The sequence below is a fragment of the Ruminococcoides sp. genome (genome assembly GCF_057037865.1).
In genome coordinates, this window is sequence record NZ_DBLZMS010000006.1 from 88,068 (window position 1) to 101,562 (window position 13,495).

Below are 13,495 nucleotides of genomic sequence, written 5' to 3' on the forward strand. Positions count from 1 at the left end.
GTAGTAAAATAAACACGAAGCCGTACGGCGAATTCTAATTGAATGGTGGTACACAAAATGAAAGTAATGGTTGAAACATCAGCGCATCATGTTCATGTTACCAAAGAAACTCTTGAGGCTCTCTTTGGCAAGGGCGCAACTCTTACAAACAAAAAGAATCTTTCACAGCCAGGACAGTTTGCCTGTGTTGAAAAGGTAACTGTTGTAGGTCCGAAAAGTGAAATGAAAATGTCAATTCTCGGTCCCGAAAGAAGTGCAGATCAGGTTGAAATCTCTCTTACAGACGCTCGTAAGCTCGGCATTGCCGCTCCTGTCAGAGAATCTGGCGATATTGCAGGCACACCCGGCTGCAAGCTTGTCGGTCCCGAGGGCGAAGTTGAAATCGAATGCGGTGTAATTGCCGCTAAAAGACACATTCACCTTGATCCGAAAACTGCCAAGGAGTTTGGTCTTAAAGACAAACAGCTCGTTTCGGTTAAGGTTGGCGAAAATACAGGCAGAGCAACAACATTCGGTGATGTTGTAATCAGAGTAAACGCAAACTACGCTCCTGCAATGCACATTGATACAGACGAATCAAATGCCGCAGGTCTTGGCGGTACGGTTGACGGCGAAATCATCGCATAATTTCGATTTAAACCAAATCACATTTTTGGGACAGTCTTAAAGGCTGTCCTTTTGTTTTGCCACAAATCATAAAATTTCCTTTTTCAAAAGGAAATCGGTTTGCATATCGTCACCGATGACAAATGTGTGTTGTGAAAATTTTTCATATCCTTTTGATTTGTAGAATTTCTTTGCAGGCTCGTTATGTTCCCATACACCGAGCCATATTGTTGAAAGTTTTTTCTCACTTGCAAAATTCTCCGCAATCTGCATAAAGGCTGAGCCTATGCCCTGTCCTTTGGCACTTTTCAGAATATAGATGCGTTGAATTTCAAGCGCATTGTCAAGGCATTTTTCAGTCTGCGCATTGCCGATATTCAGTTTTAAATATCCGAGAGGAGTACCGTTTTTGTACGCTATAAAGGTTACACTTTCGGAGTTTGCAAGTTCTGCTGACAGTTTTTCCGCTGAATAGGTTTCTGCAAGAAATTTTCGCATATTCTCCTCATCGGTTGAATCGGAGAAAGTTTCGTAAAAAGTTGTTCTGCAAAGATATTGCAGGTCCGTCAGCATATCAATGGTGCATATTTTTATATCAATTTTGCTGTTCATATTATCAAAGTCTGCTCAAAAATGTGTGAAGAAAATCGGGGAAAATTTCTCGCCAAGATTTTTCATTGTGTGCGTTTTCAAAAAGGATGACCTCGTTCATTCTGTCATACGGGTAGAAGCTTTCTTCCAAAAGTTCGTAGAGCATTTCGGTGCTTTCAAAAATCATCTCTTCAAGCTCGTCACCGTTACCCGTATAGATGTAGAGGTACGGCATATTTTCAACAATTTTTGCCGAAAGATATTTCGCCCAATCCTCTCTTGTGTAACAGAGAAATGCAGGAGAAAACACACCTGCATAGCCGAATTTTTCCGGGTGTTCAAAAGCCGAAAAAAATGACATAAGTCCGCCCGATGAGCTTCCGCAGACGGCAACATTCTGTCTGTCGGTGCATACAGGGAAATTATTTTCAACATACGGAATGACGGTATTCACAAGAAAATTGTCAAAGATTTCGCCCTCTGGTTTGAAATCCTCGCAGAACATTTCAAGGTGCTGAACCTCACCGATTGATTTCGGTGTAAGCTCGCTGTCACGCCAAGCATTACCGTTGTCAATACCTACGATTACAGCGTTGCCTACACCGCTTTTCTGCTCATTTTCAACAGCTTTTACAACCTCCCACGAACCGTGCGGAGTTGAATTATCGTCAAAAAGATTCTGTCCGTCTGTCATATAGACAACGGGCAGTTTTTCATCGTCGGAATGTGACGGAACATAAACCCAAACATTTCTGTCACCCTTGTCGGGATACGGAAGTTTTATTGTATGTAACTTTGCGTCAGCCATAAAATCACCTATTTTTTATTATCTAATAGATATTAAACCATAAAAACGGCTGTGTTGCAACCTAATTTTTTACGGTTGCATAAATACAAAAATTCCCGTAAATAATATCTACAGAGGTGATTTGTTATGACTAACGATATTGAAATGCTCAACTGCGTTTTGCAGAATGCCGAAATGGGCTGTCAGGGAATTACGAGCGTGAGGAAAAGTTTGAAGGACAGCAAGGTTGACGGTGTTTTGTGCGAACATCTTATTAAATACGGAAAACTGTATCATTGCGCAAATAAAATGTTGCAAAATCGAGGTGCAGAGCCACACAGAGTGAGTAATATGACAAAAGCAATGACACGCTATGCCGCACAAAGGGATTTAAAGCGTGACTCATCATCTTCGCACATTGCCGAAATGATGATAAAAGGCAACACAATGGGAGTGAATAAAATGTCACGCAAAATCCGAGAATATAACGGCAATGACCCCCATGTCAGCCTCCTCGCCAAAAGAATGTTAGAAACCGAAGAAGAAAACATAAAAGAAATGTCCGCATTTTTGTAAGTATAATCTCAATAAAAAACACCCGAAAGGAATTTTCAAAAACCTTTCGGGTGAAATTTTTATTTAGATAAAGGTTGCACCAATTATGATGCGTTAAGCGCAGTCGGGCAAATTAAGCCTTAGGACCTGCTTCAACGAGAGCCTTACCGGCTTCGTTGCCTTCGTACTTAGCAAAGTTCTTAACAAAACGGCTTGCAAGATCCTTAGCCTTCTCTTCCCAATCAGCAACATTTGCATATGTGTCACGAGGATCGAGGATGCCTGAATCAACGCCGGGGAGCTCTGTAGGAACTTCAAAGTTGAAGTGTGGAATTGTCTTTGTAGGAGCCTTTGTGATAGAACCGTCAAGGATAGCGTCGATGATACCACGAGTATCCTTAATAGAGATACGCTTGCCTGTGCCGTTCCAACCTGTGTTTACGAGGTATGCCTTAGCACCGCTCATTTCCATCTTCTTAACGAGCTCTTCAGCATACTTTGTAGGATGAAGCTCGAGGAATGCCTGACCGAAGCAAGCTGAGAATGTTGGAGTCGGCTCTGTGATGCCACGCTCTGTACCGGCAAGCTTAGCTGTGAAGCCTGAGAGGAAGTAGTACTTTGTCTGCTCTGGTGTGAGGATTGAAACAGGCGGAAGTACGCCGAAAGCATCAGCTGAAAGGAAGATTACATTCTTTGCAGCAGGAGCTGAAGAAACAGGGCGAACAATGTTGTCGATGTGATCAATCGGATATGATACACGAGTGTTCTCTGTTACAGTCTTGTCGTTAAAGTCAATCTTGCCTTCCTTGTCAACAGTAACATTTTCAAGAAGAGCGTCTCTTCTGATAGCGTTGTAGATGTCAGGCTCTGACTCTTTGTCAAGGTTGATAACCTTAGCATAGCAGCCGCCTTCAAAGTTGAATACGCCGTTGTCGTCCCAGCCGTGCTCGTCATCACCGATGAGGAGTCTCTTAGGATCTGTTGAAAGTGTAGTCTTACCTGTACCTGAAAGACCGAAGAAGATAGCTGTGTTCTCGCCGTTCTTATCTGTGTTGGCTGAGCAGTGCATTGATGCGATGCCCTTGAGCGGGAGGTAGTAGTTCATCATTGAGAACATACCCTTCTTCATCTCACCGCCGTACCATGTGTTGATGATAACCTGCTCACGGCTTGTGATGTTGAATACAACAGCTGTTTCTGAGTTAAGACCGAGCTCCTTGTAGTTTTCAACCTTAGCCTTTGATGCGTTGTAAACAACGAAATCAGGCTCAAAGTTTTCAAGCTCTTCAGCTGAAGGAGTGATGAACATATTTGTTACAAAGTGAGCCTGCCAAGCAACCTCAACGATGAAACGAACAGCCATTCTTGTGTCCTTATTAGCACCGCAGAAAGCATCTACAACATAAAGCTTCTTGTTAGAAAGCTCTTTCTTTGCGATTTCCTTAACTGCCTTCCAAGTTTCCTCAGATGCAGGATGGTTGTCGTTCTTGTACTCGTCAGAAGTCCACCAAACAGTGTCCTTTGAGTTCTCGTCCATAACGATGAACTTGTCCTTAGGTGAACGACCTGTGTAAACGCCGGTCATAACATTAACTGCGCCAAGCTCAGTTTCCTGACCAACTTCATAACCCTCGAGTTCGGGTCTTGTTTCTTCTTTGAAAAGCTCTTCATAAGAAGGATTGTGAACGATTTCAGTGGTACCTGTAATACCGTACTTTGTTAAATCAATCTTTGCCATTTCAGTATCAACCTTTCTATGTTTTCTGAATTCACATAGATAGTGGAATTGTGACAAATACCCCTTGTCAGCGTTAATATCCAACACCCTATGTTCGTTAATAGTTTATCACAAAAGAATCGGCTCGTCAAGCAAAACAGTAATCAAAAGCAGTTAAAACAGACATTGTGATTATATTGTCCATACTCTTTTATTGTAAGATAAAAAATTGAATTTATACAAAATCAAAAATGACAAATTTTAACAATAAACGCAAAAAAGTCCGACAGAAATCTGTCGGACTTAAAATGCAAGCTATAAGTAAAATTACTTAAGTTCTACTTCAGCACCGGCCTCTTCGAGCTTAGTCTTGATAGCTTCAGCGTCTTCCTTAGAAACGCCTTCCTTGAGAGCCTTAGGAGCACCGTCAACGAGTGCCTTTGCTTCCTTAAGACCAAGACCTGTTACTTCACGAACAACCTTGATAACAGCAATCTTGTTGCCGCCTGCAGCCTTAAGAACTACATCAAACTCTGTCTGCTCAGCAGCAGCAGCGCCACCGTCAGCAGCAGGACCTGCAACTGCAACTGCAGCAGCAGCTGATACACCAAACTCATCCTCTACAGCGTGAACGAGCTCTGAAAGCTCAAGAACTGTGAGGCCTTTTAATTCTTCAATAATAGCAGTAATTTTCTCTGATGCCATTGTAATTTACCTCCAATATGATAATTAGTAAAATTTTAATTAATTGCAGCCGATTATTCTGCTGCAGGAGCTTCTGCCTCAGCAGGAGCCTCTTCTGCTGCCTCAGCAGCACAAGCTTCAACGCCGCCCTTGTCAACGATAGCCTGTACGGCACGTGCAAAGGATGCGATAGGTGCCTGGAATGCACCAAGAACATTTGCAAGAAGAACTTCTCTTGTTGGGAGCTTTGAAAGGGCAACGATTGTGTCCATATCAATTACGGCACCGTCAAGATAAGCTGACTTAACCTTAAAGTTGTCATGATCCTTAGCATAGTTGCAAAGGATTCTTGCAGCAGCAGCGTACTCGCTGTCGCTTGTAGCAATAGCTGTTGTACCCTCGAGAACAGGCTTAATGTCATCAAGACCTGCTTCCTCGCAAGCACGGGAAAGAAGTGTGTTCTTAACTACTGTGTACTTAACATCGTTCTCACGAAGCTCTTTTCTGAGCTTTGTATCGTCCTCTGTGTTGATACCCTCGTAGCTGACAACCACACCTGTGATTGAGCTTTTGAGTCTTTCTGAAAGCTCTGCAACAATTGCTTTCTTCTGCTCTAAAACACTTTGACTTGGCAAGATAAATTCACCTCCAAAATATTTGTAACGCAGTTCATAAAAAACAGCCGTCCGTTTTACCTCGGACGGCTGCAAAAACACAAAACAATGTAATTTGCATCTTCCTCGGCAGGCAGGAAAAACCTTTACGCTTACGCACCTGCTGTCTTTAGAACAGCGAATTTTATATATTCACACTATTGTGTAAATAACTGAAATTAAGCACCAAACTTAGCAGGGTTGATGCGAACGCTCGGACCCATTGTCGAAGTAATGGCAACTGAGCGGATGTACTGACCCTTAGCTGCAGCAGGCTTAGCCTTTACGATAGCGCCCATGAGAGTGTCAAGGTTTTCACCGAGCTTCTCAGCGCCAAAGCTTGCCTTACCGATTGGGCAGTGAATGATGTTTGTTTTGTCAAGACGGTACTCAATCTTACCTGCCTTAGCTTCTTTAACAGCCTTGGCAATGTCAGGAGTTACAGTACCTGCCTTTGGGTTTGGCATAAGACCGCGGGGACCGAGGATTCTACCGAGACGACCTACAAGGCCCATGCAATCGGGAGTTGTAATAAGAACATCAAAGTCCATCCAGTTCTCCTGCTGAATCTTCTGTGTCATATCCTCAGCACCGACAAAGTCAGCACCGGCTTCCTTGGCAAGCTCTTCGTTAGCGCCCTTACAAATTGCAAGAACTCTAACCTTTTTACCTGTACCGTTAGGAAGAACAACCGCACCTCTAACCTGCTGGTCAGCATGACGGCTGTCAACGCCGAGCTTTACATGAAGCTCAACTGTTTCGTCAAACTTAGCAACTGCAGTCTTGATAACTGTGTCAAGTGCCTCGTTTGTATCATATAATTTAGTTCTGTCAACGAGCTTAGCAGCGTCAACATATTTCTTACCGTGTTTCATCAGTCTTCCTCCATTGTTAGGTGGTCAATCGGAATTATCCTCCCACCCGGAAATAATTAGTCAACTACTGTAATACCCATGCTTCTTGCTGTACCGGAAATCATGCTGATAGCAGCATCAAGTGAACCTGCGTTGAGGTCAGGCATCTTCTGCTCTGCAATCTTTGTGATCTGCTCACGAGTGATCTGAGCTACCTTTGTCTTGTTAGGTACGCCTGAACCGCTGTCGATACCGCAAGCCTTCTTAAGAAGAACCGCAGCAGGCGGAGTCTTTGTAATGAAAGTGAATGAACGGTCTGCATATACAGTAATTACTACCGGAATGATAAGACCGATATCATTCTTTGTACGCTCATTAAAATCCTTTGTGAACGCAACAATGTTTACACCGTGCTGACCGAGAGCCGGACCAACAGGTGGTGCCGGAGTAGCCTTTCCGGCGGGAATCTGCAGCTTAATTAAGCCTACAACCTTCTGAGCCATTGTGTTTGCACCTCCAAAATTCGTGGTAAATTGCGGGACGACACTGTGTAGGGTCCCTCCCACAGGGAGCGTTACACTCCCAATAAAAAGCCAATCGGCTGATTATTATTTGATTAATCTTCTATCGGTTCAGCCTGAGCAAGCTCAAGTTCAACCGGAGTTTCTCGTCCGAACATAGAAACAACTACACGGACATAATCTTTGTCAGCATCAATTTCTTCAACAACACCGACAAAATCCTCAAGCGGACCGTCTATAATGCGAACTGAATCGCCGACAGAATAGTTAAGCTTAACGCTTCGTGTTTCAACACCCATTCTGTAAACTTCCGCATCTGTAAGTGGTACGGGCTTTGATCCGGGTCCCACAAATCCTGTACAGCCTCTGATGTTGCGCACAACATACCAGGTTTCGTCTGTATAGACCATCTTAACGAAAACATAGCCCGGAAACAGTTTATTTTCAACCTCTTTGGTCTTATCGCCGACTGTTTCGGTTACGATTTCAACAGGAACTTTGACATCAATAATCATATCCTGAAGATTTCTGTTTTCGGCTGTGGTCATAAGATCTGTTGCAACCTTATTTTCATAACCCGAATAGGTATGAACAACATACCATCTTGCTTCTGATTCTGCCATAACAACTTTCTTCCTTTCGTGATTCAAGCAATGTCAGATACGAATCAGGCGGTTGTGTTCATAAAAAGACCAACGAGAGCGTACAAGCCCTGATCAAGGGCAAAGATAAATACGCCTACAATGGCTACCATAGCAATGACAATACCAAAATTCTTTGTTGTCTGCTTCGCTGTTGGCCATGTGATCTTCTTGATTTCACTCTTACAGGAGCCGAGGTACTTTGCGAGCCTTTTGAAAACATTAGGCTTTTTAGCAGTCTTTTTAGCAGCTGCTTTTGCATTTTCAGACTTTTTCTCAGCCATGATGTACCTCCGTTATTTTGTTTCCTTGTGAAGAGTGTGTTTTTTACAGAAACGGCAGTACTTGTTCATTTCAAGTCTGTCAGGACTGTTCTTCTTGTTCTTCATTGTGTTGTAATTACGCTGTTTGCACTCTGTGCAGGCCAATGTGATTTTTACTCTCATAACGGCACCTCCCGGTTTTTTCGGAATATTTTAGCCTCCCTCAATAGGGCACAAAAAAATAAGCCCCTTTCAGAGGTAAGGTTATTCTACCATATATAAAGGCTTTAGTCAAGCCTTTTTTGCAATTTATCCACAGAAATTCTGTGTTTTCTGCGATATTCCGTAAAACCCGCCCGTCAAGACGGGATTTTACGGTGAATTTCAATTAAATCAGTTATTTGTAAGAGTGTTTGCCTTTGCCTTAACTTTCTTAACTTTTTCAGGCTTTACCGTCTTGCCCTTAAAAGCTCTTGCATTTAAAGCGGCAACCTTGAGTTCGTCGTTGAAATGCTCATAAAGTGCATTATACTCAGCATCATCAAGTGAATTGAGCAAAACGATTGTGATGATTGCCCTTGTGTCAACATCACCGTTGTTGTACTGAACATTGAACACATTTGCAAACTTCTCGATTTCATTCTTATTTGCACGCTTAATATACATGGGAATCTTCGGAGCAATATGCTCTTTTGCGAATGTTGCGCCTCTGAACGGGAAGTAGCAATCCTCCTCGTTTTTAATTTCCTCACGAAGCTCGGGGAAATATGTTACAAAACGCTTTGCAAGAAACTTCGGATCGGCGGTTCCGTCGTCATCCTTTTTCTTTTTCTGCTTAACCTGCTTTGCCCTTTTGATTGCAAGTGTACCCGAAACGCCTTCGATAAAGTCATTTGCGATACTGTCGGCGTCCTTCTGTGTGCCGACTGTTTCATCGTAAAGCCATGTTGCAAGTGTTTTCCATTCGTTGTCGGGACCTTCATCGGTCATTGTGCAGGAACGGAGCACCATCTGTTCCTTATCCTTATAATATACTACCGAATATGCAAGTGACGCACTTGTAAAAAGCGAAACAAGCTCGTTGTCATTTTCGGCAACAACCTTCTGCTTTGTATAATTCTGTTTTACAAGTTCTTCTTCAACCTTGCCGACGATATAATCAAAAGCTTTTTTAAATTCCAACTTAATCTTCCTCTCGGATTAGTCTGTCAGAATTCATTATACAATCAAATAACAGATTTGTCAAAGGTTTTGACTTGCAAGACGCACATTATTGTGTTATTATTTAAGCTGTATATTAATGTAAAAGAAGGTTTTATTATGTCTTGTCAAGATGCTATCGGAGTTTTTGACTCCGGATTAGGCGGACTCAGCGCTGTAAAAGAGTTTTTGCATGTGCTGCCAAACGAGAAAATAATATACTTTGGAGATACGGGAAGAGTACCCTACGGCAACAGAAGTCGTGAAACAATTTCAAAGTATGCCCTTCAGGACGCAAATTTTCTGTTGAAACACAATGTCAAAACAGTTGTTGCAGCCTGCGGTACGGTAAGTTCGGTTGCAGGCGATATGCTTGAAGAAAAGCTTTCCGTTCCGTACACGGGTGTTGTAAACCCGACCGCATTCATTGCCGACCGAAAAACAAAGAACGGTAAAATCGGAATTATCGGCACTGCCGCAACCATTTCGAGCCACAGCTACAAGCTCCGTCTTGAAAAGCTTAATCCGAAATACAAGGTTTATGAGCAGGCGTGTCCGCTTTTTGTTCCGCTTGTTGAAAACGGTTTCATCTGTCGTGACGATCAGATTGTACGGCTTGTCATCAGAAGATATCTTTCCGAACTCAAGGAAACAGGCGTTGACACCCTCATTCTCGGTTGCACTCACTATCCGCTTTTGCGTGACGCAATTGCTGACTTTATGGGTGACGGAGTTACGCTTGTTGATTCGGGATATGAAACTGCAATCTATTGCTCAAAAATTCTCAGAGAAAACAATCTGCTCAACACAGACGGTGTGCATCAGACTCCTGAATTTTATGTAAGCGACACTCCCGACGGATTTAAAAGCGTTGCAGGACTGTTTCTCGGCAGAAATATGGAGCATACTGTTACACAAATTGACATTGAACAGTATTAACGAGGGAAGATATGACAGATAAGGAAAAGAAAAAATGCAAATATATGATTTCCATTCTGGGCGAACAGATTCTTGACGATGAAAGCGACAGAATTGAGGTTCTCACAGAGGGAAATTTTCTGATGAAAAAAGACCATTGTTACATAGGCTACAAAGAATATGACGAGGATGCACCGCAGAGCTTTTACGACAATCTCATCAAAGTTCAGGACAATACGGTGACAATTACACGCAAAGGTCCCATGCGTTCACAGCTTATGCTTGAAAAAGGCAGACGGCATCAATGCCTGTATCAGACGCCTGCAGGCGACCTTATGATAGGAGTTTTCACAAAAACAATGAACAACTCCCTCACCAAAAACGGCGGAACGCTTGAGGTCAGTTACACGCTTGATTTCAACAATGACCTTGTGAGCGAAAACAAGTTTAAAATTACGGTTGAAGAAAAAGAAAAGTTTGAAAATGAGGTAGATTGATATGGATACATACGCACTTGCTGTACAACAGCTAAAAAAAGCAATTGAAAACGCTATTGAAAAGGCAATAACAAACGGTGAACTTCCGCAGGCAGAGACCGCTCCGTTCATCATTGAAACACCCGCAGACAGAAGCCACGGCGACTTTGCAACAAATGCGGCAATGGCAGGCGCAAAGGCATTCCGTATGCCGCCTTTCAAAATTGCACAGGCTATCACATCAAACCTTGACCTTGAGGGTACAATGTTTGACCGCTTTGAAACAGCAGGTCCGGGATTCATCAATTTCTTCCTCGGCACTGAATTTTATTCGGCTGTAATCAGAGAAATCCTTGCCAATCCCGAGGCATACGGCAGAAGTGAATACGGCAGAGATGAAAAGGTTATGGTTGAGTTTGTATCAGCCAACCCGACAGGTCCTATGCACATGGGCAACGCAAGAGGAGGCGCTCTCGGTGACTGTCTTGCCGCTGTTCTTGACAAAGCGGGCTACAACGCATGGCGTGAATTTTATGTAAACGACGCCGGCAATCAGATTGAAAAATTCGGCTGTTCACTTGAAGCAAGATATCTTCAGATTTTCAAGGGCGATGAGATAGAGTTTCCCGAGGACGGCTATCAGGGTGAGGACATCAAAGACCTTGCAAAAGAATATGCAGACCTAAACGGCGACAGCCTTGTTAATGTAAGCGCAGAAGAACGCAAAAAGGCTCTTGTTGACTATGCACTTCCTAAGAACATCAAGAAGATGCAGGCTGATATGGAAAAATACAAGATTTTCTATGACAAATGGTTCTTTGAAAGCGAGCTTCACAAGAGCGGTGCTGTTAAGGCTGTTGTTGACCTTCTCACGAAAAAAGGACTTACCTACGAAAAAGATGGTGCCGTTTGGTACAAGAACAAAGAGGTGCTCACACAGAAGCTTCTCAAAGAGGGCAAGTCACAGAAATACATTGACAACCTTGAATTAAAGGACGATGTTCTCATTCGTCAGAACGGCAACCCGACATATTTTACAGCCGACATTGCATACCACAAGAACAAATTTGACCGTGGATTCACAACTCTTATTGATGTTTGGGGAGCAGATCATCACGGTCATGTTATGAGAATGAAAGGCGCAATGGACGCTATCGGCTATGACGGTGACAAGCTAAATGTTGTTCTTATGCAGCTTGTTAAGCTTGTTAAGGACGGTGAGCTTGTAAAAATGAGCAAGCGTACAGGCAAGGCTATTCAGCTTGGCGATTTGCTTGACGAAGTGCCTGTTGACAGCGCAAGGTTCCTCTTTAACACCAAAGAGGCTAACACACAGATGGACTTTGACCTTGACCTTGCAGTAAGTCAGGACAATCAGAACCCTGTTTATTATGTTCAATACGCACACGCAAGAATTTGCAGTATCTTCAAGTCGCTTGCAAAAGAGGGCATTTCTCCGAGAGAATGTACAGACGCAGAGCTTGCACTCCTCACAGCTCCCGAAGAAAAGGAACTCATTAATCATCTTGCGTCATACACCAACGAAATCATCAGTGCGGCAAAGGATTACGATCCGACCAAGGTTACACGCTATGTAACACAGCTTGCAACACTTTTCCACAAATTCTACAATGCTTGCCGTGTTAAGGGCGAAGAAGAAGGTCTTATGCAGGCAAGACTTGCACTTTGCAACTGCGTAAGAGCCGTTATCAAAAATGTTCTTACAATGTTCAACATTTCTTGCCCCGAAAGCATGTAAACCGAGTACCTCGGTGCGTAGTTCGTGTAGATAGTTTTATTAATGCAAAGCTTATATTTCCCGAGCGTTACTATTGTACATCTCGTGTTTTATTCAACCGAGTACCTCGGTGCGTAGTTCGTGTAGATAGTTTTATTAATGCGAAGCTTATATTTCCCGAGCGTTACTATTGTATATCTTGTGCTTTATTCAACCGAGTACCTCGGTGCGTAGTTCGTGTAGATAGTTTTATTAATGCGAAGCTTATATTTCCCGAGCGGAAGTTTACAAATTGAAATTTAAAAATTGAAAATGTAAAATGGATGTCGGGAAGACAGTTTGCATAATGCAAAACAATGTCTTCCCGACTGATTTTTATTTATATCCAATTGTCATGCCTTATGGGGGTTAAGCCCTATTAATAATACAAATTCAATGCATAATAAAGTCCCGAAGTACACACAATACCTCGGGACTTAATTATTATTACTGTGATTATGATTTAAAATCATTCAGTAACAAATTGCTGACCGACTTTTCCGTAACCGTTAAGACCTATAATATACTTTTGAATTGAAGTCGCATCCATAACAGAAATAGCGCCGTCACTATCAACATCTGCAACTGACTTACTGTCTGCTGTAAATTCTTCAAGACCGACAATGTACTTCTGAATATCGGTAGCATCGATTACGGTAATATCGCCGTCAATGTTCACATCACCGTAAACAAGAGCATTTTTTGTTTCATCCTCAACCGCAAAAGCGCTGAATACGCTTACTGCCATAAGAACAAACAATGTCGCAATACTAATAAGTTTTTTTGCCATACAAAAATCTCTCCTTAGAACAGTGCATTTTCAACCAATAATACACCGAAATTGAATTTGATAATCAACATTATATAAACATCGAACGAGAAAACAAGAATATACTTTTACTTCTCTTTGTCGTTTATAACCGTTCGGTTATCTTATAAAGTATTTTATCACAAAGACTACTGTTCTGTCAATAGCAAATAAACAAAAAGATGATAAATTGTTTTATTATAAACAAATATGAGAATTGTATGAAGATAACAATTTAACAAATAACGAATAACAACAATGTATTTTTATTACATTAATATCTTCTATACATACAATAAGGTTCACATCACACTAATTTATGCATCACAAACGCAATAGTAATACTGAATTTTGCCACTGTTATAACCATTTAGTTATCATACGAAAATTTCGTTGCAAAGAATGTTATTCTGTCAGTATAAATAAATAAATAAAAAGGGTGAT

17 protein-coding genes and 1 other annotated feature are annotated in these 13,495 nt (G+C 42.1%); of the genes, 5 read left to right on the forward strand and 12 right to left on the reverse strand.

The window, feature by feature from the left end:
* Window positions 1–57 precede the first annotated feature (57 nt).
* A complete protein-coding gene (locus AC2HW8_RS06755) occupies window positions 58–627 on the forward strand; it encodes a PduL/EutD family phosphate acyltransferase (protein ID WP_484327330.1) in 570 nt (189 codons plus the stop codon).
* Between the two features lie 66 nt (window positions 628–693).
* On the opposite strand, the gene AC2HW8_RS06760 is transcribed toward AC2HW8_RS06755, so the two are convergent.
* Complete coding sequence (locus tag AC2HW8_RS06760) at window positions 694–1,218, reverse strand: GNAT family N-acetyltransferase (RefSeq protein ID WP_484327331.1); 525 nt, start codon at window positions 1,216–1,218, stop codon at window positions 694–696.
* 4 nt (window positions 1,219–1,222) lie between these two features.
* Window positions 1,223–2,005, reverse strand: a complete 783-nt coding sequence (locus tag AC2HW8_RS06765) for an alpha/beta hydrolase (RefSeq protein WP_303667221.1) — start codon at window positions 2,003–2,005, stop codon at window positions 1,223–1,225.
* Between the two features lie 126 nt (window positions 2,006–2,131).
* On the opposite strand from AC2HW8_RS06765, the gene AC2HW8_RS06770 reads away from it, so the two are divergent.
* The gene (locus AC2HW8_RS06770; RefSeq protein ID WP_046431894.1) at window positions 2,132–2,560 is read left to right on the forward strand and encodes a DUF305 domain-containing protein; all 429 of its coding nucleotides are present in this window, start codon (window positions 2,132–2,134) and stop codon (window positions 2,558–2,560) included.
* Between the two features lie 112 nt (window positions 2,561–2,672).
* Here the strand turns inward: AC2HW8_RS06770 and pckA are convergent, their stop codons facing one another.
* The 9 genes from pckA to AC2HW8_RS06815 all read right to left on the reverse strand — a co-directional run bounded on the left by pckA (window position 2,673) and on the right by AC2HW8_RS06815 (window position 9,054).
* Window positions 2,673–4,277 (reverse strand): phosphoenolpyruvate carboxykinase (ATP), encoded by a 1,605-nt coding sequence (gene pckA, locus AC2HW8_RS06775; RefSeq protein ID WP_298763757.1) that lies wholly within the window; start codon window positions 4,275–4,277, stop codon window positions 2,673–2,675.
* Between the two features lie 306 nt (window positions 4,278–4,583).
* Window positions 4,584–4,961: a 50S ribosomal protein L7/L12 gene (gene rplL, locus AC2HW8_RS06780; protein WP_015522672.1), complete on the reverse strand. Its 378-nt coding sequence runs from the start codon at window positions 4,959–4,961 to the stop codon at window positions 4,584–4,586.
* Window positions 4,962–5,014: 53 nt separating this feature from the next.
* A complete protein-coding gene (gene rplJ / locus AC2HW8_RS06785; protein WP_021883551.1) occupies window positions 5,015–5,575 on the reverse strand; it encodes a 50S ribosomal protein L10 in 561 nt (186 codons plus the stop codon).
* A gap of 29 nt (window positions 5,576–5,604) precedes the next feature.
* Window positions 5,605–5,745 (reverse strand) — a sequence feature (ribosomal protein L10 leader region).
* A 27-nt stretch (window positions 5,746–5,772) separates the two neighbouring features.
* Window positions 5,773–6,468, reverse strand: coding sequence for a 50S ribosomal protein L1 (rplA, locus tag AC2HW8_RS06790; protein WP_015522671.1), 696 nt, complete (start codon window positions 6,466–6,468; stop codon window positions 5,773–5,775).
* Between the two features lie 56 nt (window positions 6,469–6,524).
* On the reverse strand, window positions 6,525–6,950 hold the full coding sequence (gene rplK / locus AC2HW8_RS06795) for a 50S ribosomal protein L11 (protein WP_015522670.1): 426 nt from the start codon (window positions 6,948–6,950) through the stop codon (window positions 6,525–6,527).
* A gap of 113 nt (window positions 6,951–7,063) precedes the next feature.
* Window positions 7,064–7,591 carry a transcription termination/antitermination protein NusG gene (gene nusG / locus AC2HW8_RS06800; protein WP_015522669.1) on the reverse strand — a complete coding sequence of 176 codons (528 nt, stop codon included), beginning with the start codon at window positions 7,589–7,591 and terminating at the stop codon, window positions 7,064–7,066.
* Window positions 7,592–7,635: 44 nt separating this feature from the next.
* Window positions 7,636–7,893, reverse strand: a complete 258-nt coding sequence (gene secE, locus AC2HW8_RS06805; protein WP_015522668.1) for a preprotein translocase subunit SecE — start codon at window positions 7,891–7,893, stop codon at window positions 7,636–7,638.
* Between the two features lie 12 nt (window positions 7,894–7,905).
* The gene (gene rpmG / locus AC2HW8_RS06810; RefSeq protein WP_015522667.1) at window positions 7,906–8,055 is read right to left on the reverse strand and encodes a 50S ribosomal protein L33; all 150 of its coding nucleotides are present in this window, start codon (window positions 8,053–8,055) and stop codon (window positions 7,906–7,908) included.
* A gap of 210 nt (window positions 8,056–8,265) precedes the next feature.
* On the reverse strand, window positions 8,266–9,054 hold the full coding sequence (locus AC2HW8_RS06815) for a DUF7674 family protein (protein ID WP_046431899.1): 789 nt from the start codon (window positions 9,052–9,054) through the stop codon (window positions 8,266–8,268).
* 138 nt (window positions 9,055–9,192) lie between these two features.
* Here AC2HW8_RS06815 and murI point away from each other — a divergent pair, with 138 nt between their 5' ends.
* Genes murI through argS form a run of 3 tightly spaced genes read left to right on the forward strand, consistent with a single transcriptional unit; the run spans window position 9,193 to window position 12,225 of the window.
* Complete coding sequence (gene murI, locus AC2HW8_RS06820; RefSeq protein ID WP_046431900.1) at window positions 9,193–10,011, forward strand: glutamate racemase; 819 nt, start codon at window positions 9,193–9,195, stop codon at window positions 10,009–10,011.
* Window positions 10,012–10,022: 11 nt separating this feature from the next.
* Complete coding sequence (locus AC2HW8_RS06825) at window positions 10,023–10,487, forward strand: YwiB family protein (RefSeq protein ID WP_021883548.1); 465 nt, start codon at window positions 10,023–10,025, stop codon at window positions 10,485–10,487.
* A gap of 1 nt (window position 10,488) precedes the next feature.
* The gene (argS, locus tag AC2HW8_RS06830) at window positions 10,489–12,225 is read left to right on the forward strand and encodes an arginine--tRNA ligase (protein WP_484327332.1); all 1,737 of its coding nucleotides are present in this window, start codon (window positions 10,489–10,491) and stop codon (window positions 12,223–12,225) included.
* A 487-nt stretch (window positions 12,226–12,712) separates the two neighbouring features.
* Here argS and AC2HW8_RS06835 read toward each other — a convergent pair whose 3' ends face one another.
* The gene (locus AC2HW8_RS06835; protein ID WP_303786857.1) at window positions 12,713–13,033 is read right to left on the reverse strand and encodes a dockerin type I repeat-containing protein; all 321 of its coding nucleotides are present in this window, start codon (window positions 13,031–13,033) and stop codon (window positions 12,713–12,715) included.
* Window positions 13,034–13,495 lie beyond the last annotated feature (462 nt).